The sequence below is a fragment of the Saccharopolyspora spinosa NRRL 18395 genome (assembly GCF_000194155.1).
Classification (GTDB): domain Bacteria; phylum Actinomycetota; class Actinomycetes; order Mycobacteriales; family Pseudonocardiaceae; genus Saccharopolyspora; species Saccharopolyspora spinosa.
Genome location: NZ_GL877878.1, coordinates 95,945 through 121,885 on the forward strand (window position 1 = coordinate 95,945; position 25,941 = coordinate 121,885).

Consider the following 25,941-nt stretch of genomic DNA (forward strand, 5'->3'; position numbering starts at 1 on the left):
TGCAGGGCGCGTTGCTACTCGGTCGGCGGGTAGGTGGGTGGTGTGTTGGAGCCGAGCAGTATCCGGGTCAGCCACGGCGGCATGTGCGGCTCGGTCCAGCGCAACAGCGCGTAGAGGGCGCCGAGTACGACCAGGACGTCACCGGCCGCGCCGAGCGGGCCGGTGAGCCAGTCCGGGACGCCGGCCGCGATCAGCCACGCGACGAGCGCGGACCATGCCGCAGGGATGGTGGTGCGCAGCCAGGCGCGGAGCCGGTCAGACATTGGCGCCATCCCCCCGCTGCACGTTCACATCGACGTTGATCGTGGCGTCAGCGATGGTGCGGCGCACCGTCTCGGCGACGCGAGACACGAGCTTGTCGGCGTCGAAGTCGTTTCCGCCCAATGCGCGCGTCTCTGGGTCGTACACCCGGCGGTAGCCGTAAAGGACTTTCCCGTGCGGTCGGCCGGCCGCCGCGGAGGACTTTGTGCCCCGTCGGACGCGATGCTACGTCTTCTCGGCTTCGTACACCGCGTCAACGCCGTCTTCGGCGAGTGTGCGCCAGTGGCGCGGATTGTCGAGATCGTAGGTCTGCTGGTGGCTGGTGACGTGGATCAGTACGCCGAGCCGTTGGCAGGTTTCCAGCAGCGTCGACCACGCAGATAACAGCCGGGACGCTCGGGACGGCTCCCAGATGATCAAAACGTTTACGCGGCCCGCCTCGACGTCGGCCACCAGGCGGAGCCAGTCAGGGCGAGCTTTGCGGGCGAATTGGCTGCTGCTGAGGGCTGCTGTTCTCGCACCTGTCGGACCTCATCTGCCGCACCCAGGTGATGCTCGGCGGCGGGATTTTCCGGGCGTTGTACGCATTTCCGATGTTCTGGCTGCTGGACACCGCGAGCCCGGCGCTGATCGTGCTGGCCATGACGCTGGGATATGCCGGTTCGGCGGCGGTTTTCGGGCCGATGGCGGCGTTCTGCGCCGGACTGTTCGCCACGAAGGTCCGCTACACGGGTGTTTCCCTCGGCTACCAGAGCGGTTCGGTGCTGGGCGGCGGGTTGTCGCCGCTGGTGGCTACCGCGCTGCTCACGACCTCCGGCGGGGCGTCCTGGCCGATCGCGGCCTACCTGCTGATCGGCGCGCTGATCACGGTCACCTGCCTCGCCATCACGGGTGAACCGAACCGCTGGGCCCGCACGGACGAAGCCGAACCCGCGACGGCCTAATCGCTTGCTGGTAGGGAGGTTCTCCCTTGCTGCTGGACGACCGTGCGCGATGACAGAGAGGTTCCCATGCTCCCGTCCGGGGAAGCTGCCGTGACAGGAAGGTTCCCTTGCTGCCAGGCCACGGCGCGGGGTGACAAGAAGGTTCCCTTGCTCACGTTGTCGGGCCACTCGCAGTAGAGCTGGTCGATGATGTCGGCGTACTTCGCGTGGATCACGCGGCGTTTGAGCTTCAACGGCGGGGCGGCTCGCAACCTTCGACGCCCCACAACTGGTCGAGGATCCGGTAGCGCTTGACCGGAGAAACGTAGCGCGCAGACCCCTAGCTTCAGCTAGGGGTTACCGCGTCAGGTTCGCGGTTGACATGTGCAGCGGTGGCCGTGCCAAAGTTTTCCTGCCGTCTGCATAATGATCAGCTGTGGGTGTCGCACGTCGCAACGCCGCTCGCAGTGCCGCAACGTGGACGCCGCGTACAAGCCGGTCCAGCTCGTCCGGGCAGGCGAGTGCGGGCTGACGGTGCCCGACACCGCCATCACCAACGAGGCCGACACCGTGCGCCGATTCGCCGCTGAGGGACGCACGATCACGAAGCTGTTGGGCTCGAACACGATTTCCGAAGAGGGCTCCCGAAAACTCTCGTGGACCAGGGTTCTCGGTGAGGACGATCTCGCGGACCTGCGCCGGATCGAGGTCACCACGCACATGGTGCAGCGGTGGGTGCCGAAAGCCTTCGAGGCGCGCGTCATCGTCATGGGTGAGCGCATGACGGCGGCGGCGATCCACGCAGGCAACGCTGCGGCTCACATCGATTGGCGCTCGGACTACGACGCCCTGGCCTACGACGTCATCGAACAGCCGTCCGCCGTGCGCAAGGGGATTCATTCGCTCATGCGGGCGTTCGGGCTCGTGTACGGGGCGTTGGATTTTTGGTGACCCCGTCGGGTGAGTGGGTCTTCCTGGAGATCAACCCTGGCGGCCAGTATGGATGGATCGAAGCCGCGACCGGCGTGCCGTTGACGAACGTTCTTGCCGACCTACTCATGGAAGGGCGACCATGACTGCCCAACTCGATACGGCGTGGGAACCCCGCGCCCAGGCACTCGCCGACGAACTCGAAACGCGCGGCGACCTGACGGACCCGGCATGGAAGGCCGCGGTGGCCGCGACACCGCGGCACGTACTGGTGCCGAAGGTCTACGAGCAGGGCACCACGGGCGAATGGCATTCGGTCGACGTGGCCTCGCCGAGCGGCCTTGACCGCGTGTATTCGCCAACAACGCTGATCACCGCGCTGGCCAACCACGGCACACACCACGAGAGCATTTCCAGCAGCACCAAACCCGACCTGATGGTGCGGATGCTGGAAACCCTCGACGTGCACGACGACCACACCGTGCTGGAAATCGGCACCGGAACCGGCTACAACGCCGCGCTCCTGACACACCGGCTCGGAGCCGAGCGGGTGTTCTCCGTGGACCTCGACGCCGAGATCGTCGACCCGGCGCGGGAACGCCTCGCGTCGATCGGACTCCGCCCGACGCTCGTCACACGCGACGGCGCCGAAGGACTGCGCGAGCATGCGCCGTTCGACCGGATCATCGCGACGTGCTCGGTACCGACGGTGCCGCGAGCGTGGTGCGACCAGCTTGTCGACGGCGGGCTGCTTCTGGTCGACATCAAGGCTGGCCCGACCGCGGGAAATCTCGTGCTGCTGCGCCGGGACGGTGACCGGCTCGAAGGGCGTTTCACAGATCGGTGGGCGACGTTCATGCAGATGCGCCACCACCACGAACAGCCCCGCTCGCTGCACCCACCAACCGATGCGGGCGCGCGCACCAGGACCACGAAAACGCCGCCGGACCCGTGGCAACACAACCGGGAGGTCTGGTTCCTGGCGCACTTCACCGGACTGCCGAACGGCGTCCGGCACGGGATGAGGTTCGACCCCGACACGCGGCAGCCCACGGCCGGGACGATCACCGCGCCGGAGGGGTCGCATGCGTTCGTGATGCTCGAACCCACCCCCGACGGGGCATGGTCGGTGACCGAGAGCGGGCCGACGCGGCTATGGCAGGCGGTCGAGGGAGCTCACCAAATGTGGCGCGCTGCGGGTGAACCGGGCTGGCCGCGTCTCGGGGTGACTGTCGAGGCGAGCGATCAGTGGGCGTGGATCGACGATCCGCACGGCGAGTACCAATGGAGCCTGACCATCTGACTGGCCGTGGAACCGACGAATACGCCCCGCACCCGGTGCTTGAGTTCCAGCGCGAGAGCCAAGCGCGGTTTCGGTGCACCGCCTGTGGACACTCCGGGAACGCGGACGCGAACGCGGCGAAGAACATCCTGGCCGACGCGCTGCCGGTCACCGCCTGTGGAGGCGTCGAGGTTGCTCGGCGGGTGAAGCAGGAACCAGCCGGAACCCGCGAGGCATTACCGGTCGAACCAACGCTTCCGTTGGTCGGGATCCCCTGGCCCCAGCGATGGGGAGGACGTCAAGGTCAGGTAGCCGTCGGCGTCCAGCACCCCGACGTCACCGGTGCGCAGCCATCCGTCGGCGTCGGCGGCGGGCCTGATCGCCCCGTCGGGCTGCAGGTAGCCCGCGCACACCAGCGGACCCCGCACCAGCACTTCCCCGTTGGCGGCGGTGCGGACCTCGACGCCGGGCACGGCGCGGCCGACGGTGCCCGGGCGGTGGGCGCTCGCGTGATTGGTGGTGACGCAGCCAGTGGTTTCCGTCATGCCCCAGAGCTCGAAGATGTCCACGCCGATCGCGCCGAAGAACTCCAGCAAAGCGGCCTCGATCGGGGCGGCTCCGCTGGCCGGCCACACGGCGTGGTCCAGCCCGATGCGGGCCCGTAGCCGGCGCAGCGCCTGCGGATCGGAGCGCCGCTCGGCCGGAACTTTCCGGATCGCGGCGGCGAGCTTCGCCCAAACCCCGGGCACGGCGAAGAAGAGGGTCGGCCGGGCGCGGACCAGCGCCGCTAGCAATCCGCCTTGATCGGCGCAGAAGTGCACGTGCGCGACATCGTGGATCGCCGCGTAGAGCCCGATCATCCGCTCCGCGATGTGCGCCAGCGGCAGGTAGCACAACCGCGCCGCGTGCCGTTCGGGCTTCGTGGCCTGGTGCAGCGCAGCCGCCGCGAAGCAGATGTTCCGGTGGGTGAGCACCACGCCTTTCTGCTCGCCGATGGTTCCGGAGGAGTAGAGGATCACGGCCGGGAGGTTCGGTTGGATCGCCGGCCACGCCCGCTGCACGAGCTCGGGATCGTCGCGCAAGCGCTGCTCGCCGAGGCGCCACAGGCTTTTCCAGGTGCGGAACCGGTGATCGGCGGACACCATCGCCGCCTTGTCGAGCACCACGACGTGCTCGATGGTGGACGTGTTGCGCAGCGCCTTCGACCAGCGCCGCAGCTGGTCGGCGCCGTCGAGTACGACCACCCGCGCCCTGCTGTGCTGGGCGATGTGGTGCACCTGGTCCTGGCTGAGCGTGGGGTAGAGGGTGCTGGGCACCGCGCCGAGATGGGTGGCCGCGACGTCGATCAGCCAGTGCTCGGCGCGATTCGCCATCATGATCAGCATCGTTTGGCCGCTTTGCAGGCCCATCGCCGCGAGCCCGGCGGCCAACGCGTGGACCTCGTGGTGCGCCTCGGCCCAGGTCCAGGTGCGTCCGTCGTCGGTAAGCGCCGGACGCTGCGGGAACTCCGCAGCGTTGCGCGAGAACAGTTGCGGGATGGTCGCTTCCAGCGCGGCGGTGACCCAGGCTTCCGAAACGCTCATCTGTCCTCCCCTCGGCGCACCTTCGAAGTGGCGTGCGTCACGACGCGATGAAACCTCATGGGTGGCGCCGCTGGCGAGCGGCCGAAAGCCGGAATCCGGTGGCGTGATCCGGTCAAATCAGACGTGATCGCGGATCACGTCGTTGACGGCCCGCTGAAATCCGTTCACCAGGACCTGGATGGTCAGGGGTCGCAGCTGGTCGGTCGCGGCGCGGACCCGCTTGCGCTCGTCCTCCGGCCGGCCGCGCTCGACGTAGGGGCGCAGCACGTTAGCGGCGAACAGCTCGCGCAGGTCTTCCGCGATCTGCGCGGTGTGCTGCTCGACGATCCCTTTGGCCTGCAACAGCATTTCCAGCGGCAGATCGAGGTCCAGGATCTGCAGGCCGACGCCCAGCATCGCCGGGCTGGGCAGCCGGAGCCGCGCCGAGTCCGGAATCCGCTGCAGGATGCCGAGTTCGATGAGCTGCTCCACCAGCGCGTCGTCGAGGTGCCGGCCGGCGCGGCGGTCCAGGTCGTGCCGCTCCAGGTCTTCGGCGTGCTCGTTCGTCCACGGTGCGATCAGCGCGCGTTGTAGCGCGAGCTCGTCCGGTGAGGCGTCGGCCGGGATGCGCTCCAGGCGGCGCTCGATCGCCGACAGTGTGAAACCGAGCGCCTGCAGTTCGCGGATCAGGTCGAGCCGGGCCAGGTGATCGCCGCCGTAGAGGCCGAGCCGGCCGCGCAACCGGGGTGGCGGCAGCAAGCCGCGCGAGGAGTAGAACCGGACGGTGCGCACGGTGACTCCGGCGCGGGCGGCCAGTTCGTCGATGGTGAGCTCTTCGTCCGCAGTTCGGAGCATGGCCGCAACGTTACTCCTCGATCGCTGTAACACCAACGATGTCTCATCAATGCTGTGACCTGCGGTTGTTCGGATTCCGGTGGTTGAAGGTGGATCATGGCGTCTGACTGCAACGTAGCAGGTCAGCACGCGTTTTCGTGGGCTTCGATCGCGCTTTTCGAAGGCGGCTGTTGGTCGCGGTTTGCCCCAAGACTTGCCCCAGCTGCCCCACGGGTAACGGTAAGCGGTGGCGCTTGGCCGAGAGCCGCGATTACGCGTGCCCGGGCCGTTGGCGTTTGCGGTACGTACTCCCTGTTTGCCTGATGTCTCCGTGGCCCATCACGTCGGCGAGCGCGAACACGTCCAGTCCGCCCTCCGCAGCGCGTGTTGCGAAGCCGCGCCGGGTTGCATACAGCGAAACTACGGCTTCCAGAATCGCGCCATGCTCGCCGCCCAGTCCGAGGTGATCCGCACGCTGGCCGCCGCGGTCAACCGAAGCCAGTTCGACGCCGACGAACTCGTCGCCCGCATCGACGAAACGGTGCGCCGGACCATCGCCGACGCGACCGTCAACGTCGACGTGAGCGTGGCGCGGAGTGGCGAATATGTCTGATCAACTGCGCTCGTGGCTGCGCACCGTCGTGCCCGCGGCATGGTCGACGCTCGTGGCGTGCCTGGTGACCGCTGGCGCTCCAGCCTGGCTTACCGCGCCGCTTGGCGACGCGCAGGACGTGCTCGTGGTGCCGCTGGTACTCGCCGCGGTCTATGCCGGACTGCGCAAGGCGGAGCCGCACCTCCCGCCGTGGGCGACTCGAGTTCTGCTCGGCTCCAACACATCACCCACGTACCCGACCCAGTAGCAACGCGCCCTGCACTCTTCACCGGGTGCGGGGCGCATTCGGCGTTTTCGGGTCAGTACCACTTGCCGGGTTGCCACTGCACGCACGTCGGCCGCGCCCCGGTACGGCAGTACTCGGCGATGGCCTCGCGCACCCTCTCCAGCGGCAAGGACGCTGAGGCCGGGAACCACAGGTCACCCACCGGATCGAACAACAGGGCCGGGATTTCCTCGGTGGCGTCGGGGTTGAGCGAGTCGACCAGGGCACCGTCCGGGGCTCCGGGATGCATGTAGTTGAGCGCGCCCCACCTGGTGGTTCGGTTGGTCGTGATGCGCAGGCGTCCTCGCGGGAACTCGTGAATGGTGCCGTCGTCGGACTGGCGGCAGGGACGATCCCATACATATACCTGCGAGTACTGCACGGGTGCTTCGGTGACGATCGCATTGACGAGGTTGCGTACTTCGTCGGGAGCCTGCGCGTAACGGAACTCGTGGCCAAGGATGCCCGTCACCACAGGCAGCACCTCGGTTTTCATGGTCTGGCCTACCCCTGGATCTCAATCGGTCGATCGCGGCCCAGTGGAACGGGTGAGGCCGATAGCTGCTCATGGTGACCTCCTGCGGTGAACTGGCCACCCAGAGCATGGACCAGTTTTGAGAACCACACAAGAAACATTCGAGAAGCTTCTCAATCAACTCACTCAGCTGGGGCCCGGTGCGTATTTGGTTCTTGTCGTTGGCTGGTACTTGCGCGAACCGTGCGCGCTTGGTTCACTACCGGCCGACAAGGAGACCGACATGCGACTCACCCACCTCGGCACCACGAGCGGCGGCGGGGGCTGCCCGGAGCTGTACGAAACCGACCGGGACACCTACGTCGTGCAGGGAACTCGGATCACCGACCCGCACGCGTTGGCGACGCTGCGCGAGCGCGGGTTGCCGGACCACGAAACCGCGATCGAGATCCCCAAGGCCCTATTGCGTTTCGCGAGGGACTGACGGGCATGGTGGATCTGGTTTCAGGTGTGGAGTTCGACCGGCTCTTCCGGTCGTTCCGTGACACGGCGTTCCGGCTCGAAACCCAAGGCGTCTACCGGGAGCCGGTCGAAGACGAACCGCTGCGGCGCTTCCTGAACGGTGAACCGCCAGACGATGCGTGGTTGGCTTCTTGGACCGACAACGTTCGTGCCGCGACGAGCGAGGGGCGCAGCTTCCGGCGGGTGCGAGTGCTCACCGAGCCGTTGACCGACTACCTCCGGTTCGAGATGGACCTTGCGCTCCGTGCGAACCTGCCCGCAGGTGAAGAGATCCGCAGCTTGTCGATGTCCGAGGCCAAGTCCCTGGGGCTGCCCCTGGGGACCGATTTCTGGATGTTCGATGACCACCAGGTCGGCGTGATGCACTTCGGAGACCGGGGAATGCTCGGACTTGAGATGATCACCGATACTGCCGAGATCGCGCAGTACCGGCAGTGGCGAGACCGAGCATGGAACGCCGCAGCGCCAGCCAAGGAATGGGCCGTGCTGGTGCGGTGAGGAAGAGGAGACGTGACCAGCTTCGAACAGCGACGACAGGAATTCGGCGAGCGCTTGCGCCGCTTCCGAGACGAAGCGGGCATGACCGGCCGCGAGCTGGCGTCGGCGCTGGGCTGGCCACACTCGAAGATCTCCAAGCTGGAGAACGGCAAGCAGACGGCCGAGGACTCAGACGTCAGACAGTGGCTCGATGCCATCGGCGCGTCTGAGTCTTCGGTCGAGCAAATGCTCGAAGAACTCTCCGACCTGCGGATCAGCAAGGCGGCATGGCGGGCACAGCTGCGCGCCGGCCACCGCGCACGACAACAACAGAGCTTCGAAAGCGAACACGCCGCGACCCGCATCCGCAACGCCGAATTCGGCGTCGTGCCCGGACTGCTCCAGACCGCGGACTACGCCCGCGCCGTGTTCCGCACCCAAGCCGAGCTCCTACAGGTGCCCGATTCGGACATCGAGGCGTCGGTGCGTGTTCGCATGCAGCGGCAACAAGTCCTATATCAGGGCAAAGACATCGAGATCATTGTTTCGCAGCACGCGTTGCGGCACCCTGTTGCACCGCCTGACGCCATGCTCGGGCAACTCGACCGGCTCGTGTCCGCCGTCGACATCCCCGGACTGCGGTTCGGTGTGCTGCCCGAGTTCCGGCGACTGCCCAACATCACGATGAACGGCTTCATCATGCTCGACGACGTGGTGCAGGTCGAGCACGTCTCGGCCGAACTCACCATCGACGACCCCGAGCAGGTTGCCATCTACCGTCGACTCATGGACCGGCTATGGCAGGTGGCGTGCGAGGGTGACGAGGCTCGCGCCATCCTGCAACGCCTCGCCGCCGAGTACCGGCACCAGACCGAAGGGTGACCCCGTGGCCGCCAGCACATGGAGAAAGTCGAGCCATAGCGGAACCCACAACTGCGTGGAGGTCGGCCGCGTTGGCGACCGCGCCGCCGTGCGCGACACCAAGGACCGGGCCGCCGGATACTTCACCGCCAACCGCGAGCAATGGTCGTCGTTCGTCGCCGCGATCAAGGGCGGCAAGTTCGACGCCTGACCCACAACAAAGAAGCGCCCGCCCGGTAGTCCTGGTACCGGGCGGGCGCTTCCGTTTTCGCGGTCACCACCGCCAGTAGTAGCGGCCGTGCGCAGTCCATTTGGTTGGGACGTACTGGAAGATGTGGAAGGCCATGCCCTTGCCGTTGGCGATGAACTGGTCGCGGCGCAGCTTCTCCCGTGCCGCCACCGCTGCCGCGATCAGAAGTTCGAGTCGCGCGCTCATCGGATCACCGCCGGCGGCTCCGGCGCACCGTTGCGGCGGCCTTGGTTGGCAGTAGCGGTAGCTCGCCGTTCCTGTCGGAAGCGGTTTTGGCGGCGGCTAGGACCAGGGCCGCCGCAGAGATAAGGGAGAGGGCCAAGTACGCGGCCCGGTGCCTGCCTGGTATCTGGTGACGCATGCCTGCCCCCAGATCTGCCCCAAACGAAAGGGCCTTCGGGCAGGTCAGAACCTTGACCGCCATAACACCAACGGTGTAACACTGACTTCGTCGCGATTCTTGTGGTATGCGACAAAGGCTGCGGAGAGGTGTGGCGTGACAGGTACAGGCGGGCCGCTGGCCGGGATCAAAGTCGTCGAACTCGCCGGGATCGGGCCCGCCCCGTTCTGCGCGATGCTGCTGGCCGACCTCGGTGCCGACGTGGTGCGGGTGGACCGGCCCACCGCCGTGGGCGGCAAGACCGACCTGCTCAACCGCGGCAAGCGCTCCGCGCAGGTGGACCTGAAGCACGAGCGCGGCGCGGAGGCGGTGCTGGCGCTGGCCGAGCAAGCGGACGTGTTGCTGGAAGGGCTGCGTCCCGGTGTCACCGAACGCCTCGGGGTGGGGCCGGAGCAGTGCTGGGCCGTCAACCCGAAACTGGTCTACGGGCGCATGACCGGCTGGGGGCAGCAGGGGCCGTTGGCGTCCACCGCCGGGCACGACATCGACTACATCTCGCTGACCGGCATGCTGCACGCCATCGGCCGAAAGGGCGGTCCGCCCCAGGTCCCGGCGAACCTGCTCGGTGATTTCGGCGGCGGCGCGATGTACCTTGCGGTCGGCGTCCTCGCCGCGCTGCTGGAGGCCCGCACCAGCGGCCGCGGCCAGGTCGTGGACGCGGCCATTGTGGACGGTGCGGCGCACCTGGGGACCATGCTGTTCGGGCTCCTGGCCGCCGGCGGTTGGCGCACCGAGCGCGGCACGAACCTGCTGGACACGGGTGCCCCGTACTACGACGTCTACGAAACCTCGGACGGCGAGCACGTTTCCGTCGGCGCGCTGGAACCGCAGTTCTACGCCGAACTGCTGGACCGGCTGGGCCTGGCGGGCGAGGTGCCAGATCGCGACGACCCGGCGAACTGGCCGGAGCTGAGGGGACGGTTCGCCGCGACCTTCCGGCAGCGCACCCGGCAGGAGTGGGCGGAGGTGTTCGCGGACTCCGACGCGTGCGTCGCCCCGGTGCTCTCCATGACCGAAGCCGAAGTCCACTCCCACATGGCGGCCCGCGAAACCCTGGTCCGGCGAGACGGGGCCCTGCAACCGGCGCCCGCGCCGCGGTTCAGCCGGACCCCGAACCCGCCGCCCGGACCGGTGGCCGAGCCCGGCGCCGACACCGACGCCGTGCTGCGGGACTGGAAGATCCCGTCCGAACTGCTCGACTCCGGCGCATTCGGCCCCGGCAAACCATGAACGTCACCGCCCCGGCAGCCCGCCGACCGGGCTCCGGTGGCAGGAAGGTTCCCTTCCTCGCACCACCGGCGCGAACACCGAAAGAAGGCGTGAACCGATGCGCAGGGAGTTGTTCGAGCCCGAGCACGAGGCGTTCCGCGAGACGGTGCGCACCTTCGTCAACAAGGAACTCGTGCCGCACGTCGAGGAGTGGGAGGCCGCCGGGGTGGTCAGCCGCGAGGCGTGGCGGGCGGCCGGCTCGCAGGGGCTGCTGGGCTTCGCCGTCGACGAGCAGTACGGCGGCGGTGGCGTCGACGACTTCCGCTTCAACGTGGTCTTCGACGAGGAACTCGTCAACGCGGGCATCTCCGGCTTCGGTTCCCCGCTGCACAACGACATCATCGCGCCCTACCTGATGGCGCTGGCCGACGAAGAGCAGAAGCAGCGCTGGCTGCCGGGGTTCTGCCGGGGCGAGATCATCACCGCGATCGCCATGACCGAGCCGGGCGCGGGCAGCGACCTCCAAGGCATCCGCACCACCGCGGTGCGCGACGGCGACGACTTCATCCTCAACGGGCAGAAGACCTTCATCAGCAACGGCATCCTCGCCGATCTGGTGATCGTGGTGGCCCGCACCGACCCGGACGCCGGACACGAGGGCATCAGCCTGCTGGTCGTGGAGCGCGGCATGCCGGGCTTCGAACGCGGCCGCAACCTCGACAAGATCGGCCAGAAGTCGCAGGACACCGCGGAGCTGTTCTTCGACGACGTGCGGGTCCCGGCGCGCAACCTGCTCGGCGAGGAAGGCCAGGGCTTCATCTACCTGATGCAGAACCTGCCGCAGGAGCGGCTGTCGATAGCGGTGGCCTCGGCCGCCACCGCCGAGAAGGTCCTGTCGATCACCAAGGACTACTGCCGGGACCGCACCGCTTTCGGCCGCCCGATCGGCAAGTTCCAGCACATCCGCTTCGAGCTGGCGGAGATGGCCACCGAGGTCGAGATCGGCCGGGTGTTCACCGATCGTTGCATCATGGACCACGTTCGCGGTGAACTGGACGTCGAGCACGCCGCGATGGCGAAGTGGTGGCTCAGCGAGCTGAACAAGCGGGTCGTGGACCGCTGCCTACAGCTGCACGGCGGCTACGGCTACATGACGGAATACCCAGTCGCCAAGGCGTACCTGGATTCCCGGATCCAGACGATCTACGGCGGCACCACCGAGATCATGAAGGAGATCATCGGGCGGGCGATGGGATTCTGACGGTCGTGAGCGCAGCAGCGCTGACGAGAGAGGCAGGACGCCACATGGATTGGATAGTCGCTCCCGACGGTGACGGGCGCGCGCTGCCGGACGTCCTGCCGTCGCTGCTCGGCGCGATGGGCGTAGCCGGGTTCGCCGACACCATCGGGTTCCCGGCCTGCCGCACCGCCGGGGTGCTGCTGATCGACGGTCTCGGCCGGGACCTGCTGCGCGAGCACGCCGAGGACGCGCCGTTCATGGCGAGCCTGCTGACGACGCCACCGCTGAAGGCGGGTTTCCCGACGACGACGGTCACCAGCATCACTTCGCTGGGCACCGGCCGGTGCGCGGGTGAGCACGGTCTCGTCGGCTACAGCTTCGCCGAGCCGTCGGGTGGCCTGCTGCACCCGCTGAGCTGGGGGACGCACGGCACGGTCGGCGATTCCACCGGGGGCCGTCGAAGTCTGCTCGACCAGTGGCCGCCGGAGCAGGTGCAACCGACGCCGACGGTGCTGGAACGGGCGGTCGCGGCGGGCGTCGATGTCCGGACCGCCGTGCCTGCCGAGTTCAAGAACACGGGGCTGACCAGGGCGGCGTTTCGCGGCGGGGATTTCCGGGGCTTGCGAGCCCTGGGTGATCTCGCAGCCGAGCTGCTGGCCGCGCTGAGCGCCGGCGGCCCGGCGTTGTGCTACGGCTACCACGGTCATCTCGACCTGCTCGGGCACGTGCACGGCCCGGGTTCGTTGCCGTGGCGCCTGCAACTGACCGTGCTCGATCGGCTGGTGGCGACGCTGGCCGAGCGGCTCCCACCGGACGCGGTGCTGACCGTGATCGCCGACCACGGCATGGTTCAGGTCGACCCGGTTAAGGCGGTTGATGCCGACACCGATCCGGCGCTGCAAGCCGGTGTCCGGCTCCTCGGCGGCGAAGTCCGCGCCCGCCACGTCTACGTCGAACCCGGCGCGTTGGCCGATGTGCATGCCGCGTGGCGGGAGACGATCGGCGACCGGGGCGTGGTGCTCACCTGCGAGCAGGCGATCGACGAGGGCTGGTTCGGTCCCGTGGTGGCCGATTCGGTGCGCCCGCGCATCGGCGACGTGCTGGCGATCATGCGTGATTCCGGGGTGATCCGGTCGGTGGTTGAGCCTGGGGAGTCCGCGCTGCGCGGCCACCACGGGTCGCTCACCTCCGCCGAGCAGTTGGTGCCGGTGCTCGTGCTGGGCGGGTGAGGGCGGATGCGCGACGAAGGGCTGTTCGGGCCGCAAACCGTGACCTGGCAGCTGCACGCCGACCCGGCGATGTGGGTCGCCGGCATCTGCAGCCTCTACCTGCAGGCGCTGCATCCCCGCGCGGTGGCGGCGGTCGTGCAGAACTCCCGGTTCCGGGAAGACCCGCTGGGCCGCCTGATGCGCACCGGGAACTTCGTCGCCGCGACGACCTACGGCACTACGACCGAAGCCGAGTCCGCTGCCGAACGGGTCCGCCGGGTGCACCGGACGCTCCGCGCGACTGATCCGCGCACCGGCGCCGAGATCCGCCTGGACGATCCTGACCTGCTGCGCTGGGTGCATTGCGCCGAGGTCGCCTCGTTCGCAAGCGTGGTGCGGCGCGCGGGATTCCCGCTGACCGAAGCGCAACTCGACCGGTACTTCGAAGAACAACGCCGGGTCGCCGCGCTGGTCGGGCTTGACCCGGCGGGGGTGCCCGGATCGAGCCGCGAGATGGCGGAGTACTTCGAGCAGGTCCGGCCCGAACTGCGGCGGACGGACGATTCGGACCTGGTCTACCGGTTCCTGCACCAGCCGTTCGCGTCGTGGTGGCTGCTGCCGGTGAACCTCGGTTACTTACCCCTCGGGCACCTCGCGTACTCGGTGCTGCCGGGGTGGGCACGGAAGCTGCACGGCCGCCCGGCGTACCCGGCGCCGTTGGTCACGGCCGGGCTGTGCGGGTTCCGCACGGCGGGGCTGGTGGTCCCGGACCAGCTGCGCTTCCGCTACCCGGGAGACCACGTGCAGCGCGCGGTCGACCGCCTGGGCAAGACGGCCCTGCCGTCGATCAAGGCCCTCGGCCACCTGTGACGCAGCGGGAGCCAGCCCGTGCGGGGTGGGAGTGCGGGAACCTTCCTCTCACCTGACCGCCGACGGCGATGGCTACTGCCGGAGCAGGAGGGTGGAGCCGTCGGCGAAGTCGATGGAGGCGAACGGCGCGCCGAAGAACGCCCGGCCCAATAGCACGTCCCGGATGCCGCGCACCGCGTTCGGCGGCCGCTCCCACCAGGTGACCAGCGGTGCTGCGGGTTGCTCGACGAACCGGGCCGGAATGACCACGGCGATGCGCTGCGTCGTGGTGATCAGCCAGGCGTAGCCGTTGCCCGCTGCCAGCACGTCGGCGACCTGCACGGCGAGCTGGTGGCCGTCGGCGGCCGTCGCCCATCCGCGAATCCCGCGGTCGTGCACCCACTCGTCGCCGACGTGCCCGCCGCGCGCGACGAGTCCGGACGGCTTGAGGTAGTCCTCCGACACCGATTGGGCGCACTTCGGCACCGGGTTGACCGGCACGTGCGGCACCTTCGCGCTACCGGCCACTGTGGACGCCAGGAAACCGGGTCGGCGTTCGAAGATCCGGTGCATCGACTCGCCCTGGCGCAGCCAGTTCTGCGCGGCCACCTGCGCGAGGTCTTTCGGTGTTGCTACCAACTTCCGGCCTCGTTTCCGCGCACCAGGCCGAGGACCCGGTTCGGGTCGGTTCCGGCCGCGATCCGCAGGTCGAGCCGGGACCCGTCGACGAAGTTGATCCGCAGGTAGGAGCTGCTGCGGTTGTCCTTGTCGTAGTCGTGCCCGCGGAATTCGCGTGGCACGACGTCGTAGCCGCTGATCTGCTCGGTCCCGACGTTCGCGCGTTCGACCACCTGCGGTGTCCGGGTCTGGCCGTCGTGGTCGAAGTAGCGGCCCTTGTTGTTGATCGTGCTGCCCATCGTGCCCGCGAAGTCGTCGGCGAGCCGGTAGGCGGGACCGGTGGCCTCCTTGATCTTCTCCAGGCCCTTGTCGAACCAGTCCTTGGAGCCTTCCGGGATCTCGGTCAGCTCCAGCAGCGCCAAGCGGCCGGGAGTGGCCACCAGGACCCCGGGGAGTTCTCCGGGGGAGGCTTCGCCCTGCGTGCCGGTCATCCGGACAGCGGTGGCGTCGGCACCCCGGGCCGCCACCACCGCGGTGGGCAGGTTGCGCTGATCGGCGGGTTCGTCGCCCCAGGTCATCAGCGAGTTGATGCGGAAGGGCAGCGAGCCCACCTGGAACGCGGCGCGGGTCAGGATGTTCCGCCGCCGCTTGCCGTGCTCGTCGAGACCGTCCACTTCGAACAGCGGGATGTGGTACGGATCGGGGAAGGCCCAGACGATCGGCTCACCCGGCTCGCACCACCACGAGCGTGCGCTGAGGATCAGGTGTTCCAAGATCATTCAGCTCGACGCCCCCACGAGGTCACGAGAATCCCTTCTCCTGCGCGGCCTTGCTCTCCTCAGGGGTGAGCTGCCCGCTGATCCGCTGGTTGGTCTCGTCGTACATGGCCTTGGGGATTTCCTTCACGGCCTGTCCCTCGGCAGTCTCCACCACGCCGCTGACGGCAGCACCACCCAGGGACGCCTTCCCGCCGAGGGCCCCACCTATGACCTTGCCCGCGAGGTTGGCGGCCAGTGCCTCCTCGCCCGTCTTGTGCAGTCCCTGGCTCTTCATGAAGACGTTGCTCGTCTTCGAGGTCGCGAACTCGCGCAGCACCTCACCGGTGTTGGGGTCCTTGACCTGCTCGATCTTGCCCTTGGAGAGCTGCCGGGTGAGCAGCCTGCCGAGCCGGCCGGACTCGCGGATCTTGTTGAGCAGTTCTTCCAGCTTCTTGAGCCACTTGTAGAGCTGTGCCTGGATCTTGGCGACCTGCGCGGCGATCCGGCCGCCGGTGATGCCGACCGATGCCGTCGTGGTGGCGCTGGCGGCACCGACCGAGGCGCCTGCGGTGATCCACGAGGCGGCGAGCGCGGCGAGCCACTGGATGATCAGGCTGATGATCAGCTCGGTCAGGATGTTGATGACGAGCTCGACGAACATGTCGAACATGTCCGCAATCCCGTCGAGCGTTTCCTTTAACCCGCGGACGTCCTGGGCCAGGGCCTTGGTGCCCTCGCCGAATTCGTTCATCTGGTTGCGGAACGCGTCGCCGTCCTGGCCGACCCACGACGCGGCGGTCGCCTCAGCGCGCTTGGGCTCTTGCTCGCCGACCGAGTCGAGCCACTTCGCGACCTCTTCCCAGCCCTTGCCGGTGGCCCGCATCTGCTCGGGGTCTCCGATGGCCTGTTCGGCGATCTCGATCAGCGGCGTCATCACGATCGACACCAGGAAGCCGAGGCCGTTGTCCAGCAGCGCCTGGCCCGGGTTCTGCAGGAGTTCCATCTGCTCCTGGCGCGCCGAGATGACCGCGGAGGTCCACTCGGGTGCGGCGGAGCCGTCGGCGAGGCTGCCGCCGTCGGTGTTGACCGCCGCGTCCCGGAGGCCATACGCGGCGTTGGCGGCGGAGGAACCGCGGGTCAGGGTCTGCTCCGCCCAGTTCTTGCGGGTGGAGTCGCCTTGGTTCAGTTCGGTGAACGTCCCTGGCCCCGTCATCCGGCAAGCCCCTCCCCGGCCTTGTTGAGCAGTTCGATGATCTGCTGCTCGGTGTCGTGGTAGTCCTTGACGGTGTCGTCGAGGGACTGCTTGGTCTCGACGAGGAACTGCTGCGCCTTCTGGGCCGTCTCCTGGCAGCCCTGCAGCGTCTCGAAGTACTTGTCGCTGATGCCGACGGCGTTGCCGATCGGGCCGAAGCACTGGTCGTCGGTCCGAGCCTGTTCGAGCAGCTGCGCCAGCTGCCCGAACTTGTCGGCGAGGCTCTCGCAGCCACCGCCGTGCCCGGACAATGTCCCGGGCGTCATCCGCAGCTCGCCGCCCACGGCGCCTCCCTCGGCGTGAATTGACTGGTTGTCATCTACTTGCCGGTTTTGACGTTGGCCAGGCGCTGGTGGTTCCGCGCGATTTGCGGCGTCTTGGTGGATCTGTCCTGTTACCTGCGGCCAGCCCGTTGGGGCACTCGGCGCGCGGCTCGTCTTGCGGGTGGGTGGCAGGAAGGTTCCCTGCTCTGGTCACGACGGGCGCTGGGGGCGATCCTGGTTCTGCGCGGGACGCGATCGTCACGGCGGGGACATCTTGTCGACCTCTTGTATCTATGTTGTGAACAACCTATGGTTTCCCCAACCAGAATGGACTTTCCACAAGGCGGAAGACGTCCGGGAGGCTGAGCATGCAGTCGACGAGCACCGAGGCCGAGCAGACGCTCGACCAAGTCGTGCAGCTCTTCCACACGGCACTGCCGCCCAACGCGGTGATCATCGACCCGCAGCGGCTGCGCACCTACGAGTGCGACGGACTGGCGAGCTACCGGGTCGTGCCCGCCGTGGTGGTGCTGCCCGAAACCGCCGAGCAGGTCCGCCAGATCGTCCGGATCTGCGCCGAGCACCAGGTCCCGTTCGTCGCCCGCGGCTCCGGCACCGGGCTGTCCGGCGGGGCGCTGCCGCACGCATCGGGCGTGCTGGTGGTGACCTCGAAGATGCGGCAGATCCTGGAGATCGACCTGGCCAACGAGCGGGCCGTGGTGGAACCGGGCGTGATCAACCTCGACATCACCAAGGCCGTCGCCGCGCAGGGCTACTATTTCGCGCCGGACCCGTCCAGCCAGCAGGTCTGCTCGGTGGGTGGCAACGTCGCGGAGAACGCCGGCGGCGCGCACTGCCTGAAGTACGGCTTCACCACCAACCACATCCTCGCCCTGGAAGTCGTCACCCCGGACGGCGACATCGTCGAACTCGGCGGCGACGCGCGGGAAACCCCCGGATACGACCTGCTGGGCGCCTTCATCGGCAGCGAGGGCACGCTCGGCGTGGTCACCAAGATCACCGTGCGGCTGCTGCGCAAACCCGAAGCGGTGCAGACCCTGCTGGCCGGGTTCCCGTCGACCGACGAGGCGGGCGCGGCGGTGTCGGCGATCATCGCCGACGGGGTCACCCCGGCGGCCATCGAGATGATGGACGCGCTGGCCATCGATGCCGCCGAGCAGGCCGTGCAGTGCGGCTACCCGGCAGGCGCCGGTGCGGTGCTGATCGTCGAACTCGACGGCCCGGCCGCAGAGGTCGAGCACACCTTCGCCGAGGTCAAGCGGCACTGCGAGGCGCACGGCGCGTTCGAGATCCGGGTCGCCGCCGACGACGGCGAGCGCGCGATGATCTGGAAGGGCCGCAAGTCCGCGTTCGCCGCGGTGGGCCGCATCAGCCCCGACTACATCGTGCAGGACGGGGTGATCCCGCGGACCGCGCTGCCCGAGGTGCTCGGCCGCATCGCCCGGCTGTCCGCCGAATCCGGCGTGCGGGTCGCCAACGTCTTCCACGCCGGCGATGGCAACCTGCACCCGCTGGTGCTCTTCGACGACGCCGAACCGGGCGCGAACGAGCGGGCCGAGGCGGTCTCGGGCGCCATCCTCGACCTGTGCATCGAGCACGGCGGCTCGATCACCGGCGAGCACGGCGTCGGCGCGGACAAGGTCAAGTACATGGGCCGGATGTTCACCGCGGACGACCTCGACACCATGCAGCGCGTGCGCTGCGCCTTCGACCCGGTCGGGATCTGCAACCCGGGCAAGGTCTTCCCGACTCCGAGGCTCTGCGGCGAAGTGCCCGGGCCCCGGCGCGGCGTGCATCCACTGACCGAGGCGGGATTGGCGGACCAGTTCTGATGCCCACTACAACCAAGGACGCCGCGCGCGAAGCACTCGTGGCCGCGCTCGGTGCCGAACGCGTGCGGGACGCGACGAATACCGACGCGGTGTCGGGCGTCCGCCCACACTGGGTGGCCACTGTGGACGGAACTGAGCGGACGTCGGTCGCGATGAAGGTCGCCGCCGAGCACGGCCTGCGGGTGGTGCCCAAGGGGTCGGGTAGCAAGCTCGACTGGGGCAGCGCGCCGGAGGCGGTGGACCTGCTGCTCGACGTGTCGGCCGCCAACGGCATCGTCGACCACGCCGCAGGCGACCTCGTCGTGCACGCCCTGGCGGGAACACCGATCGCCGAGGTCAACAACACCGTGCGCGCCGCCGGGCAGCAGTTGGCGATCGACCAGCCGCTGCCGACCGCGACGCTTGGCGGGATCATCGCCACCGGCACCGCGGGCCCGTGCCAGCACCTCTTCGGCGGGGTGCGCGATCTGCTCATCGGCATCACGGTCGTGCGGGCCGACGGCACCGTGACCACCGCTGGCGGGAAGGTCGTCAAGAACGTCGCCGGCTACGACCTCGGCAAGCTCTACACGGGTTCCTTCGGCACGCTCGGGGTGATCACCGAGGCCGTGTTCAGGTTGCACCCGGTCGCCGCCGAGCACCGCTGGATCACCGTCACCACCGACGACCCCGCGACGGCCGCGACCGCAGCCGACAACGTCCGGCATTCCCAGGCGATGCCCACCGCGATCGAGCTCAATCGTCCCGAACCCGCCGGACCGATCACGATCTGCGCGCAGCTAGAGGGCAGGCCCAACGCCACGCACGACCGGGCGGTCGAGCTGGCCGCCGCCATCGGGCACGGCGCGCAAGTGCTGGACCAGGCCCCGTCCTGGTGGGGCCGCTACCCGTTCGACCCGGTGGGTGGGATCGGCCTGCGCCTGGGCGCGGAGCCGACGGCACTGCCCCGAGTGCTCAGCGCCGCGCAGGAAGCGGCCGCGGCGAGCGGCCTGCCGTTGGCGATCCGCGGAGCGGCCGGGCTCGGCGTGCTCAACGCCGGGCTGCCCGGCGACGCCGACCCCGCGGCCGTCGTCGAACTCGTCAAGGCACTGCGCACCGGCTGCGACTACGCGGTGCTGGTCCGTGCACCGCAAGATGCCGCGATCGACCCTTGGGGGCCGATCGCACCGGGACTGCTGGCGCTGATGCGCCGCACCAAGGAACAGTTCGATCCGGAACACCAGCTCGCCCCCGGCCGGTTCGTGGGAGGAATCTGATGACCGAGACCCCGGCCCGTCCCGGCGCCTTCGACGCGCTGCACCCGCCGCAGCGCGAACTCGTCGACGACTGCGTCCACTGTGGATTCTGTCTGCCCAGCTGCCCCACCTACGACCTGTGGGGCGAGGAGATGGACTCGCCGCGCGGCCGCATCTACCTGATGAAGGAAGGGCTCGAAGGAGAGCCCATGACCGACACGATGGTCGGCCACTTCGACGCGTGCCTCGGCTGCATGGCGTGCGTGACCGCCTGCCCGTCCGGGGTGCAGTACGACACGCTCATCACCGAGACGCGGGCGCAGGTCGAGCGGAACCACCAGCGCGGACGCTGGGAACGGTTCCTGCGCACGGCGATCTTCACGCTGTTCCCATACCCGCGCCGCCTCAAGGCGATGCGCGGACCGCTCGCGCTCTACCAGCGGCTCGGCATCGGAAACCTGCTCAAGCGGTCCGGGCTGCATGCGTTGCTGCCGGAAGGGCTGCAGGTGATGGAATCCCTCGCGCCGCCCATCGGCCGCGCCCCGAAGCTGGGGAACCGGATCCCGGCGCGCGGCAAGCGGCGCGCGACCGTCGGCATGATCACCGGCTGCGTGCAGAGCGCCTTCTTCCCCGACGTCAACGCGGCGACGGCACGCATCCTCGCCGCCGAGGGCTGCGACGTCGTGATCCCACCGGCGCAGGGCTGCTGCGGCGCGCTCAGCGAGCACTCGGGGCGGGAAGAGGAAGCGATCAAGTTCGCCCGCGACCTGCTCGACACCTTCGAAGAATCCAGAGTGGACTACGTCGTCATCAACTCGGCAGGCTGCGGCTCCACGCTGAAGGATTACCCGCGGCTGCTACAGGACGACCCCGAGTACGCCGAACGCGCGGAGCGCTTCTCCGCGCGTGTGCGGGACATCGCCGAGCTGCTCGTCGAACTCGGACCGGTCGCGAAGCGGCACCCGCTGCCGGTGCAGATCGCCTACCACGACGCCTGCCACCTCGCGCACGGCCAAGGCATCCGGTCGCAGCCCCGTGAACTGCTGCGCGCGATCCCCGAGCTGGAGCTCAAGGAGATCAACCGCGGCGAACTGTGCTGCGGCTCCGCTGGCGTCTACAACCTGCTCCAACCGGAGCCGGCGCGCGAGCTCGGCGACCGCAAGGCCGAGAACGTCCTCGCCACTGGAGCGAAGCTGCTGGTAACGGCGAACCCGGGCTGCTCGATGCAGATCCGCACCGCGCTCGAGCGCCGCGGCGAACACCTCGCGATGGCGCACACCGTCGAGGTGCTCGACGCCTCCATCCGCGCCCAGGCCGTCGAAACCCTGCTGCGCGACTGAACGACACCCCCGCGAGGTCGGCGACCCGATCGCCGACCTCGCACCCACTTCGCCACCGCCGGCCGGCCGCCTAGCCAAGGCACGTCGGATGTGAGCATGGCAACCTTCCTGCCAGCGGGCTCTTTCGGTCCACGTTGTGCGCATGCAGCCACACAGTCCGCCAGGGCGGAGACCTGTTTCGAGGCTGAAATCCACAACGTCGCGGTAGTCCCGCATGTGCTCGCCCATCTTCTCGGCGTTGTGTCGTGCGAGATAGGGCTTTGCCCGTTTGGTCTTTTTGAGCAGCCTGATCTCAACGCAAGGTGAGGCCGTCACGATGGTTCGGCCGGGCGTCCTTTCAGAGTCGTGCCAGGTTCGGCTCGGTGACCTGCCGGGGCCGCGCCGAGTTCGGCTGGACAACGTTCCAGCGCGACGCAACGTTCGACCAAGCAAGTTTCCAAAGGGACGACTGGTTCGGGGAGGCGACTTTCCAGGGCGACACCACATTCCGTCAGTCGGCTTTCCAGGCGTTACCTACGTCAAGTCGAGCACCTTTGGCAACCTGTATCACTTCCGTGATGCGAAAGTTTTCTCGCCGGAGATGTGCTACCTCCCCGTCGGCTGGCGGCCTCACTTCCCGGCGGTTCCGCTGCCGACGCTTTTCCGTGAGTGGCTACTGTTGGTCAAAGACGGTGAGGCAGAAGCCGCGACTACGTCGTAACGCCGCGGGCGCGACCGTCGCCCCAATTCAGAGCGTGGCCGAACGAACAAGCGCCCCGCAAGCAACGGGTGCAGGTCTCGACACGGGGGCCTGAAATTTGTTGCTGTCTTCGGAGTGGGGCGGTTCGTGCATCAAGGACGTAGCCCGGCTAGAACTCATTGATCGCTATGCGAACCAGGGCTCTCTGGTCGCACGGAAGCCACGAACTCCTGGAAGTCCCCGATGACGGCCTTGAAATTGTCCTCCGTCGCTGTGAGAGACAGCCTGATCACCGCTCGCTCCTGCGGGCGGTCGACGTCGGACATTGAGAGGTAGACCTGGCACTGGATCAGCTCGGTACTCTCTCTCGCGACAAGAGTGGTGACTCGCAGTAGTTGGGTCAGACCTGGTGCGTCAGCGGAGCCGAATTCGGTCCGCTGCGACAGCGATACTGTCCTGGCCGCTTGGTGAAGTCGGTTGATCGACTCGTCGGCGATTTCGGCCAGCGAGGCAGCATCCGAGCGATGTTCACCGTCGATCGTGATGTTAGTCGTGAAGCCGGGGCGATTCGTGGCCGGATGGATCGCGACGAACGCCGCGCCGGGCGCGCCCGCAGCGTCGGGTGAAACCGCCTGCCAGCCTTTCGGTAGACGAAATTCGATCGGGGTTGGCAAGGACGTAGCCACTGGTCACTCACTCCGTTTCTGGGACAGGACGCTACCGCGGCGCATATCAGTCCAGCCACCCGGAGATGGTTCGTTGAGCGTCCCCATATACATCGCCTGCGGCCTCTCCGATCTTCCCGACCGTCTCGGCGGCATCGGTGACGGTCTTGGTCACCTTGGCTGGGTCGACGGTGAGCTCGAAACCGAGCTTGCCGCCAAGACCGTATGCGCCACCGGCATTTGCACCTACGTGCCATTTGCCGTCATCGCCTTGGCCGAAGGTGACGCCAGCCTCGGCGCCAACGCCTGCCCACCCTTCTGCGACGACGTTGACCCCGATACCCCCAATGTCGCCACCGCCTTTTACTGTTCCTTTCGCGCCTGCGAAGGCGTCGGCGGTCGCGCTTACCCCCTTCGGCCCCATCGTGACCTGGGCGCCGGCCTGAGCACCCCCGAACACCTCTGCTTTGCCGTTCGCGCCAAGGGGCCCAACGTCAAGACGCCCCTCTGCCGACGCTTTTCCTCCGAGCCCGGCCTCTACTCGTCCTTTGAGACCCTCATCGGTGATCGACGCGGCTGTGGTGAGTGCCGCCTCCGCGCCGGCCTCAGCCTTGCCGGACAGCTTGAGGAACTCGTTGCCTGTCGACCCCTCTGCACTGGCCTTGCCCAGCTGGGCGAACGCCTTGAGCTCACCGAGCTTGCCGTCCGCCGGGCCTTTTGCTTCGAACCCTGCGCCGAGACCGCTCGCCTCAGCCTTTCCAGAGGTCTTCCAGTCATGCGTCACCGCATCGACCAGTTCGTCAAGGAGTCCACGCTCCCGCGAATCTTGCCGACCGATTCGTTCAGCGACGCGCCGCCCGAAGTCTTCTAGCTGTTCGCGAGCGCGGGCGAGGAGCTCGACTGCTTCCTTCCGAGCTCGCTCACCAGGATCCGAAAATGGCGCGAGAGAAACAACGTTGGCAATCCCAGCAGCGGCATTGGCCTGGTTCTGTGCATTGGCTTGCGCGACGGTCTCGTTGTACTCTGCTGCGGCCTTCTCAGTCGTGGCCTCGCCCTCTTCCCAACGGGCGATGGCTTCTGCCGCTTGGCCCTGAGCCCAACGCAGTGTGAATGCGTATTCCATCAACGAAGTCGAAGCAGCGTCCAGCAGGTCGCAGACCTTGAACCACTTCGGCGGTTCCTTCGTGAACAGGTCCATGAATGCGGTGCTTGACTCGCCAGTCCAGCCAACGACGTCAACACGCTTGAGGTCGTCTCCCACCGTGCCGAACTTCTCGCTCTGCTGACGCAGCTTGGCGACGGAGTCCTCAATGGAGCTTGGTTCGCCTGGAATCAATGCCTTGGGGTCGGTAGCATGCCCGAGTTCCGCCATCATCGAGCCCCATCCGCAGGTCCGTCCGGCGAAGCAATCTCGCCAATCACCTTCTGGACCGCGGCTTGGGCCTCGAGGTCCCGGTCGGTGTACGAGCGGGCCGCGTCGTGCAGTGCAGTGCTTGCCGACTCGGATGTCTGCACGAGGATTTGGGCGGACAACTCCACACCAAAGCAAAAGTCGATCAAAGCTTGGTGCACACCGTCATGGCCGAAGTCGCCGGCAGGAACGGCAAGATTCGTCAACTGACTGGCCGCCATGCCGACCACCGCATCGGTGATTCGTGACGCCGCGTCCCGCAATGCAGCCGGATCGACTTCGAATCCATCCCCCATGCTTTGCCCTTTCCTCCATACCTCGAACTGCGCAGCCAGGCTTGGGCACGTCACAGCTGAGGACAGCACCGCACCGTCACGTGTTTGACACGTAAGCCATTGTCGCTGAAGACACCGACGTGCTTCAGAGTTTTCCGATCACTAGGCCGCGCCAGGTCCATCCGGCGCCGGTGACAGCCTCCTCCAATGGGGGCTTCAACTCGCCTGTCGAGAACTTGCGTTGGGATTCCTTGACCAGCTTTCCCTGTTCGTCTCGCATGAAGGTGGCGCTGCAGGACTTCTTGTTGATCTGACCGCGCGCGTACCTGGTCGCCAATGTCAGCCGCGGAGTTCCGCCCGCCCACGTGACCGACCATTCTTGGTCCAGAGATCGGACCTCATGCTTCGACGGATCCAGCCGCATCAATGTCCTGTTGATCGTCGTCACGTTGCCGAAGTAGCCGTACCAGTGCGCATCGGCGATCTTCCACTCGGCGACCAAGTCAACGCCATCTGACCGCCCGTCACGAACCATGAACGGCCTGTCCGGACTATTGACCCCAAGAAGTGCTGCACGAACAACCTCTACAGACTGCGGCGGAACCCCGCCCGAAGGCCGTTTAGTCCCAGTGAACCAGTCAAACAGCCGCACCACACCACCTCATGTACCTCGACTGCGGATTGCGACGTCGAACGGCTCGCACCTCACGAAAGTGCCGCGAGCCGTTCGAACACGCCGCAAGCGGGCACGTTACTTGGGAAGCCGGGGCTCGATCTGGCGGGCGATCTTCTCGGCCTCGCCACACTTGTCGGACACCGAATCGGGCTTGGACTCGGTGACGTCGACGAGAACGACGCCGCCGCCCGCGTCGAGGACGATCGAGCAACCAGCGTCGACCGCACCCCCGCCGCCTTCAACGGCACGAGCAGCGTTGCGACCATTGATGCTGAACTTCTCGTACTTGTCCCAGTTGCCGCCAGTCTCGTACTTGTCGACGGTTTCTTCCTCGTTCTTGTAGAGGGTGAGCAGGATTTTTCCGCCCATGTAGCTGCAGCCCGGTTCAAAGCTCAGCTGCTCTGCCTTCTCACCCGGGCCCTCGACGCCAGCGGCGCTCAGATCTTCCTGCGTGAAGAACGCGCACGTGTCGAAGTTCTTCAAACCCGACCCTGCCGTACTCGATGTTGGTGGCTGCTCGGTGGTGGTCCTACCGTTGCCGCCAGCTGTACCACCAGAGCACCCGGCGAGGCCGATCAACACCAAGCCGGCGGTCGCGGAGATCAGGGTCCGAGAAAATGCGGTCACTGGATACCTCGCTGAAAATCCTGGGCGATCTGGTCGTCGGTCGCACGGTAGTTTCTTGCAGCCGCACGGAAGGCATCCGCCTGTTCTTGCAAGACCTTTTGCATCTCCTTGATCAACGGCAGGGCGCC

Annotated in this window: 31 protein-coding genes and 1 pseudogene; 16 read left to right on the forward strand and 16 right to left on the reverse strand. The window is 67.5% G+C overall.

Going from position 1 to position 25,941, the window contains the following annotated elements:
• Positions 1 to 14 precede the first annotated feature (14 nt).
• The 3 genes and pseudogenes from SSPN_RS0100455 to SSPN_RS0100465 all read right to left on the reverse strand — a co-directional run.
• Positions 15 to 263 (reverse strand): hypothetical protein, encoded by a 249-nt coding sequence (locus SSPN_RS0100455; protein ID WP_010304971.1) that lies wholly within the window; start codon positions 261 to 263, stop codon positions 15 to 17.
• Positions 256 to 408 (reverse strand): hypothetical protein, encoded by a 153-nt coding sequence (locus SSPN_RS56340; RefSeq protein ID WP_158309518.1) that lies wholly within the window; start codon positions 406 to 408, stop codon positions 256 to 258. The genes SSPN_RS0100455 and SSPN_RS56340 overlap by 8 nt, the downstream gene beginning before the upstream one ends.
• A gap of 78 nt (positions 409 to 486) precedes the next feature.
• Positions 487 to 729, reverse strand: a pseudogene (locus SSPN_RS0100465) (recombinase family protein); the annotation flags it as partial.
• Between the two features lie 125 nt (positions 730 to 854).
• Between SSPN_RS0100465 and SSPN_RS0100470 the strand changes: the two are divergent.
• From SSPN_RS0100470 to SSPN_RS0100485, 3 genes are all read left to right on the forward strand, one after another.
• The gene (locus tag SSPN_RS0100470) at positions 855 to 1,205 is read left to right on the forward strand and encodes an MFS transporter (RefSeq protein ID WP_237710401.1); all 351 of its coding nucleotides are present in this window, start codon (positions 855 to 857) and stop codon (positions 1,203 to 1,205) included.
• 456 nt (positions 1,206 to 1,661) lie between these two features.
• Complete coding sequence (locus tag SSPN_RS41860; RefSeq protein WP_010304981.1) at positions 1,662 to 2,135, forward strand: MvdC/MvdD family ATP grasp protein; 474 nt, start codon at positions 1,662 to 1,664, stop codon at positions 2,133 to 2,135.
• Between the two features lie 121 nt (positions 2,136 to 2,256).
• Positions 2,257 to 3,417, forward strand: a complete 1,161-nt coding sequence (locus SSPN_RS0100485; RefSeq protein ID WP_010304983.1) for a methyltransferase domain-containing protein — start codon at positions 2,257 to 2,259, stop codon at positions 3,415 to 3,417.
• A 215-nt stretch (positions 3,418 to 3,632) separates the two neighbouring features.
• Here SSPN_RS0100485 and SSPN_RS0100490 read toward each other — a convergent pair whose 3' ends face one another.
• Together SSPN_RS0100490 and SSPN_RS0100495 are read right to left on the reverse strand one after the other, a co-directional pair.
• The gene (locus SSPN_RS0100490) at positions 3,633 to 4,979 is read right to left on the reverse strand and encodes an AMP-dependent synthetase/ligase (RefSeq protein WP_010304985.1); all 1,347 of its coding nucleotides are present in this window, start codon (positions 4,977 to 4,979) and stop codon (positions 3,633 to 3,635) included.
• A 117-nt stretch (positions 4,980 to 5,096) separates the two neighbouring features.
• Positions 5,097 to 5,813 carry a MerR family transcriptional regulator gene (locus SSPN_RS0100495; protein ID WP_010304988.1) on the reverse strand — a complete coding sequence of 239 codons (717 nt, stop codon included), beginning with the start codon at positions 5,811 to 5,813 and terminating at the stop codon, positions 5,097 to 5,099.
• Between the two features lie 421 nt (positions 5,814 to 6,234).
• Between SSPN_RS0100495 and SSPN_RS56345 the strand changes: the two genes are divergently transcribed.
• Positions 6,235 to 6,405: a hypothetical protein gene (locus tag SSPN_RS56345; RefSeq protein ID WP_010304990.1), complete on the forward strand. Its 171-nt coding sequence runs from the start codon at positions 6,235 to 6,237 to the stop codon at positions 6,403 to 6,405.
• Positions 6,398 to 6,652 carry a hypothetical protein gene (locus SSPN_RS0100505; RefSeq protein ID WP_010304992.1) on the forward strand — a complete coding sequence of 85 codons (255 nt, stop codon included), beginning with the start codon at positions 6,398 to 6,400 and terminating at the stop codon, positions 6,650 to 6,652. The genes SSPN_RS56345 and SSPN_RS0100505 overlap by 8 nt, the downstream gene beginning before the upstream one ends.
• Positions 6,653 to 6,704: 52 nt before the next feature.
• On the opposite strand, the gene SSPN_RS0100510 is transcribed toward SSPN_RS0100505, so the two are convergent.
• The gene (locus SSPN_RS0100510) at positions 6,705 to 7,142 is read right to left on the reverse strand and encodes an Imm1 family immunity protein (protein WP_237710402.1); all 438 of its coding nucleotides are present in this window, start codon (positions 7,140 to 7,142) and stop codon (positions 6,705 to 6,707) included.
• 286 nt (positions 7,143 to 7,428) lie between these two features.
• Between SSPN_RS0100510 and SSPN_RS0100515 the strand changes: the two genes are divergently transcribed.
• Genes SSPN_RS0100515 through SSPN_RS0100530 form a run of 4 tightly spaced genes read left to right on the forward strand, consistent with a single transcriptional unit; the run spans position 7,429 to position 9,216 of the window.
• Positions 7,429 to 7,629, forward strand: a complete 201-nt coding sequence (locus SSPN_RS0100515; protein WP_010304998.1) for a hypothetical protein — start codon at positions 7,429 to 7,431, stop codon at positions 7,627 to 7,629.
• Between the two features lie 5 nt (positions 7,630 to 7,634).
• Positions 7,635 to 8,165, forward strand: coding sequence for a DUF6879 family protein (locus tag SSPN_RS0100520; RefSeq protein ID WP_010305001.1), 531 nt, complete (start codon positions 7,635 to 7,637; stop codon positions 8,163 to 8,165).
• Positions 8,166 to 8,177: 12 nt separating this feature from the next.
• On the forward strand, positions 8,178 to 9,026 hold the full coding sequence (locus SSPN_RS0100525) for a helix-turn-helix domain-containing protein (protein ID WP_010305004.1): 849 nt from the start codon (positions 8,178 to 8,180) through the stop codon (positions 9,024 to 9,026).
• A gap of 4 nt (positions 9,027 to 9,030) precedes the next feature.
• Positions 9,031 to 9,216: a DUF397 domain-containing protein gene (locus SSPN_RS0100530; protein WP_029534815.1), complete on the forward strand. Its 186-nt coding sequence runs from the start codon at positions 9,031 to 9,033 to the stop codon at positions 9,214 to 9,216.
• 63 nt (positions 9,217 to 9,279) lie between these two features.
• Here SSPN_RS0100530 and SSPN_RS56350 read toward each other — a convergent pair whose 3' ends face one another.
• Entirely contained in the window at positions 9,280 to 9,441 is a 162-nt protein-coding gene (locus tag SSPN_RS56350) for a hypothetical protein (protein WP_010305011.1), read from the reverse strand.
• A gap of 310 nt (positions 9,442 to 9,751) precedes the next feature.
• Here SSPN_RS56350 and SSPN_RS0100545 point away from each other — a divergent pair, with 310 nt between their 5' ends.
• From SSPN_RS0100545 to SSPN_RS0100560, 4 genes are all read left to right on the forward strand, one after another.
• Positions 9,752 to 10,885 (forward strand): CaiB/BaiF CoA transferase family protein, encoded by a 1,134-nt coding sequence (locus SSPN_RS0100545; RefSeq protein ID WP_010305015.1) that lies wholly within the window; start codon positions 9,752 to 9,754, stop codon positions 10,883 to 10,885.
• 97 nt (positions 10,886 to 10,982) lie between these two features.
• Positions 10,983 to 12,125 carry an acyl-CoA dehydrogenase family protein gene (locus tag SSPN_RS0100550; RefSeq protein ID WP_010305020.1) on the forward strand — a complete coding sequence of 381 codons (1,143 nt, stop codon included), beginning with the start codon at positions 10,983 to 10,985 and terminating at the stop codon, positions 12,123 to 12,125.
• Between the two features lie 44 nt (positions 12,126 to 12,169).
• Positions 12,170 to 13,333 (forward strand): alkaline phosphatase family protein, encoded by a 1,164-nt coding sequence (locus tag SSPN_RS0100555; protein WP_010305024.1) that lies wholly within the window; start codon positions 12,170 to 12,172, stop codon positions 13,331 to 13,333.
• Between the two features lie 6 nt (positions 13,334 to 13,339).
• Positions 13,340 to 14,182, forward strand: coding sequence for an oxygenase MpaB family protein (locus SSPN_RS0100560; RefSeq protein WP_010305028.1), 843 nt, complete (start codon positions 13,340 to 13,342; stop codon positions 14,180 to 14,182).
• Positions 14,183 to 14,254: 72 nt separating this feature from the next.
• On the opposite strand, the gene SSPN_RS48505 is transcribed toward SSPN_RS0100560, so the two are convergent.
• Genes SSPN_RS48505 through SSPN_RS0100580 form a run of 4 tightly spaced genes read right to left on the reverse strand, consistent with a single transcriptional unit; the run spans position 14,255 to position 17,073 of the window.
• Positions 14,255 to 14,800: a hypothetical protein gene (locus SSPN_RS48505; protein ID WP_010305033.1), complete on the reverse strand. Its 546-nt coding sequence runs from the start codon at positions 14,798 to 14,800 to the stop codon at positions 14,255 to 14,257.
• Positions 14,794 to 15,558 (reverse strand): hypothetical protein, encoded by a 765-nt coding sequence (locus SSPN_RS0100570; protein ID WP_010305037.1) that lies wholly within the window; start codon positions 15,556 to 15,558, stop codon positions 14,794 to 14,796. The genes SSPN_RS48505 and SSPN_RS0100570 overlap by 7 nt, the downstream gene beginning before the upstream one ends.
• Positions 15,559 to 15,580: 22 nt before the next feature.
• The gene (locus SSPN_RS0100575; protein WP_010305041.1) at positions 15,581 to 16,750 is read right to left on the reverse strand and encodes a WXG100 family type VII secretion target; all 1,170 of its coding nucleotides are present in this window, start codon (positions 16,748 to 16,750) and stop codon (positions 15,581 to 15,583) included.
• Positions 16,747 to 17,073, reverse strand: coding sequence for a hypothetical protein (locus SSPN_RS0100580; protein WP_010305044.1), 327 nt, complete (start codon positions 17,071 to 17,073; stop codon positions 16,747 to 16,749). The genes SSPN_RS0100575 and SSPN_RS0100580 overlap by 4 nt, the downstream gene beginning before the upstream one ends.
• A 347-nt stretch (positions 17,074 to 17,420) precedes the next feature.
• Here SSPN_RS0100580 and SSPN_RS0100585 point away from each other — a divergent pair, with 347 nt between their 5' ends.
• Genes SSPN_RS0100585 through SSPN_RS0100595 form a run of 3 tightly spaced genes read left to right on the forward strand, consistent with a single transcriptional unit; the run spans position 17,421 to position 21,480 of the window.
• The gene (locus SSPN_RS0100585) at positions 17,421 to 18,905 is read left to right on the forward strand and encodes an FAD-linked oxidase C-terminal domain-containing protein (protein ID WP_010305048.1); all 1,485 of its coding nucleotides are present in this window, start codon (positions 17,421 to 17,423) and stop codon (positions 18,903 to 18,905) included.
• Positions 18,905 to 20,161 (forward strand): FAD-binding oxidoreductase, encoded by a 1,257-nt coding sequence (locus tag SSPN_RS0100590; RefSeq protein WP_010305052.1) that lies wholly within the window; start codon positions 18,905 to 18,907, stop codon positions 20,159 to 20,161. The genes SSPN_RS0100585 and SSPN_RS0100590 overlap by 1 nt, the downstream gene beginning before the upstream one ends.
• Positions 20,161 to 21,480: a (Fe-S)-binding protein gene (locus SSPN_RS0100595; protein ID WP_010305057.1), complete on the forward strand. Its 1,320-nt coding sequence runs from the start codon at positions 20,161 to 20,163 to the stop codon at positions 21,478 to 21,480. The genes SSPN_RS0100590 and SSPN_RS0100595 overlap by 1 nt, the downstream gene beginning before the upstream one ends.
• A gap of 855 nt (positions 21,481 to 22,335) precedes the next feature.
• On the opposite strand, the gene SSPN_RS0100600 is transcribed toward SSPN_RS0100595, so the two are convergent.
• The 5 genes from SSPN_RS0100600 to SSPN_RS0100625 form a co-directional block, all read right to left on the reverse strand.
• Positions 22,336 to 22,845 (reverse strand): hypothetical protein, encoded by a 510-nt coding sequence (locus tag SSPN_RS0100600; RefSeq protein WP_010305061.1) that lies wholly within the window; start codon positions 22,843 to 22,845, stop codon positions 22,336 to 22,338.
• 46 nt (positions 22,846 to 22,891) lie between these two features.
• A complete protein-coding gene (locus tag SSPN_RS41870; RefSeq protein WP_044572430.1) occupies positions 22,892 to 24,199 on the reverse strand; it encodes a putative T7SS-secreted protein in 1,308 nt (435 codons plus the stop codon).
• Positions 24,196 to 24,531, reverse strand: coding sequence for a hypothetical protein (locus SSPN_RS41875; RefSeq protein ID WP_010305069.1), 336 nt, complete (start codon positions 24,529 to 24,531; stop codon positions 24,196 to 24,198). Before SSPN_RS41875 ends, SSPN_RS41870 begins: the two co-directional genes overlap by 4 nt.
• A gap of 124 nt (positions 24,532 to 24,655) precedes the next feature.
• Positions 24,656 to 25,162 (reverse strand): hypothetical protein, encoded by a 507-nt coding sequence (locus tag SSPN_RS0100620; protein WP_029534817.1) that lies wholly within the window; start codon positions 25,160 to 25,162, stop codon positions 24,656 to 24,658.
• 99 nt (positions 25,163 to 25,261) lie between these two features.
• Entirely contained in the window at positions 25,262 to 25,813 is a 552-nt protein-coding gene (locus SSPN_RS0100625; RefSeq protein WP_029534818.1) for a DUF3558 domain-containing protein, read from the reverse strand.
• Between the last annotated feature and the right edge of the window lie 128 nt (positions 25,814 to 25,941).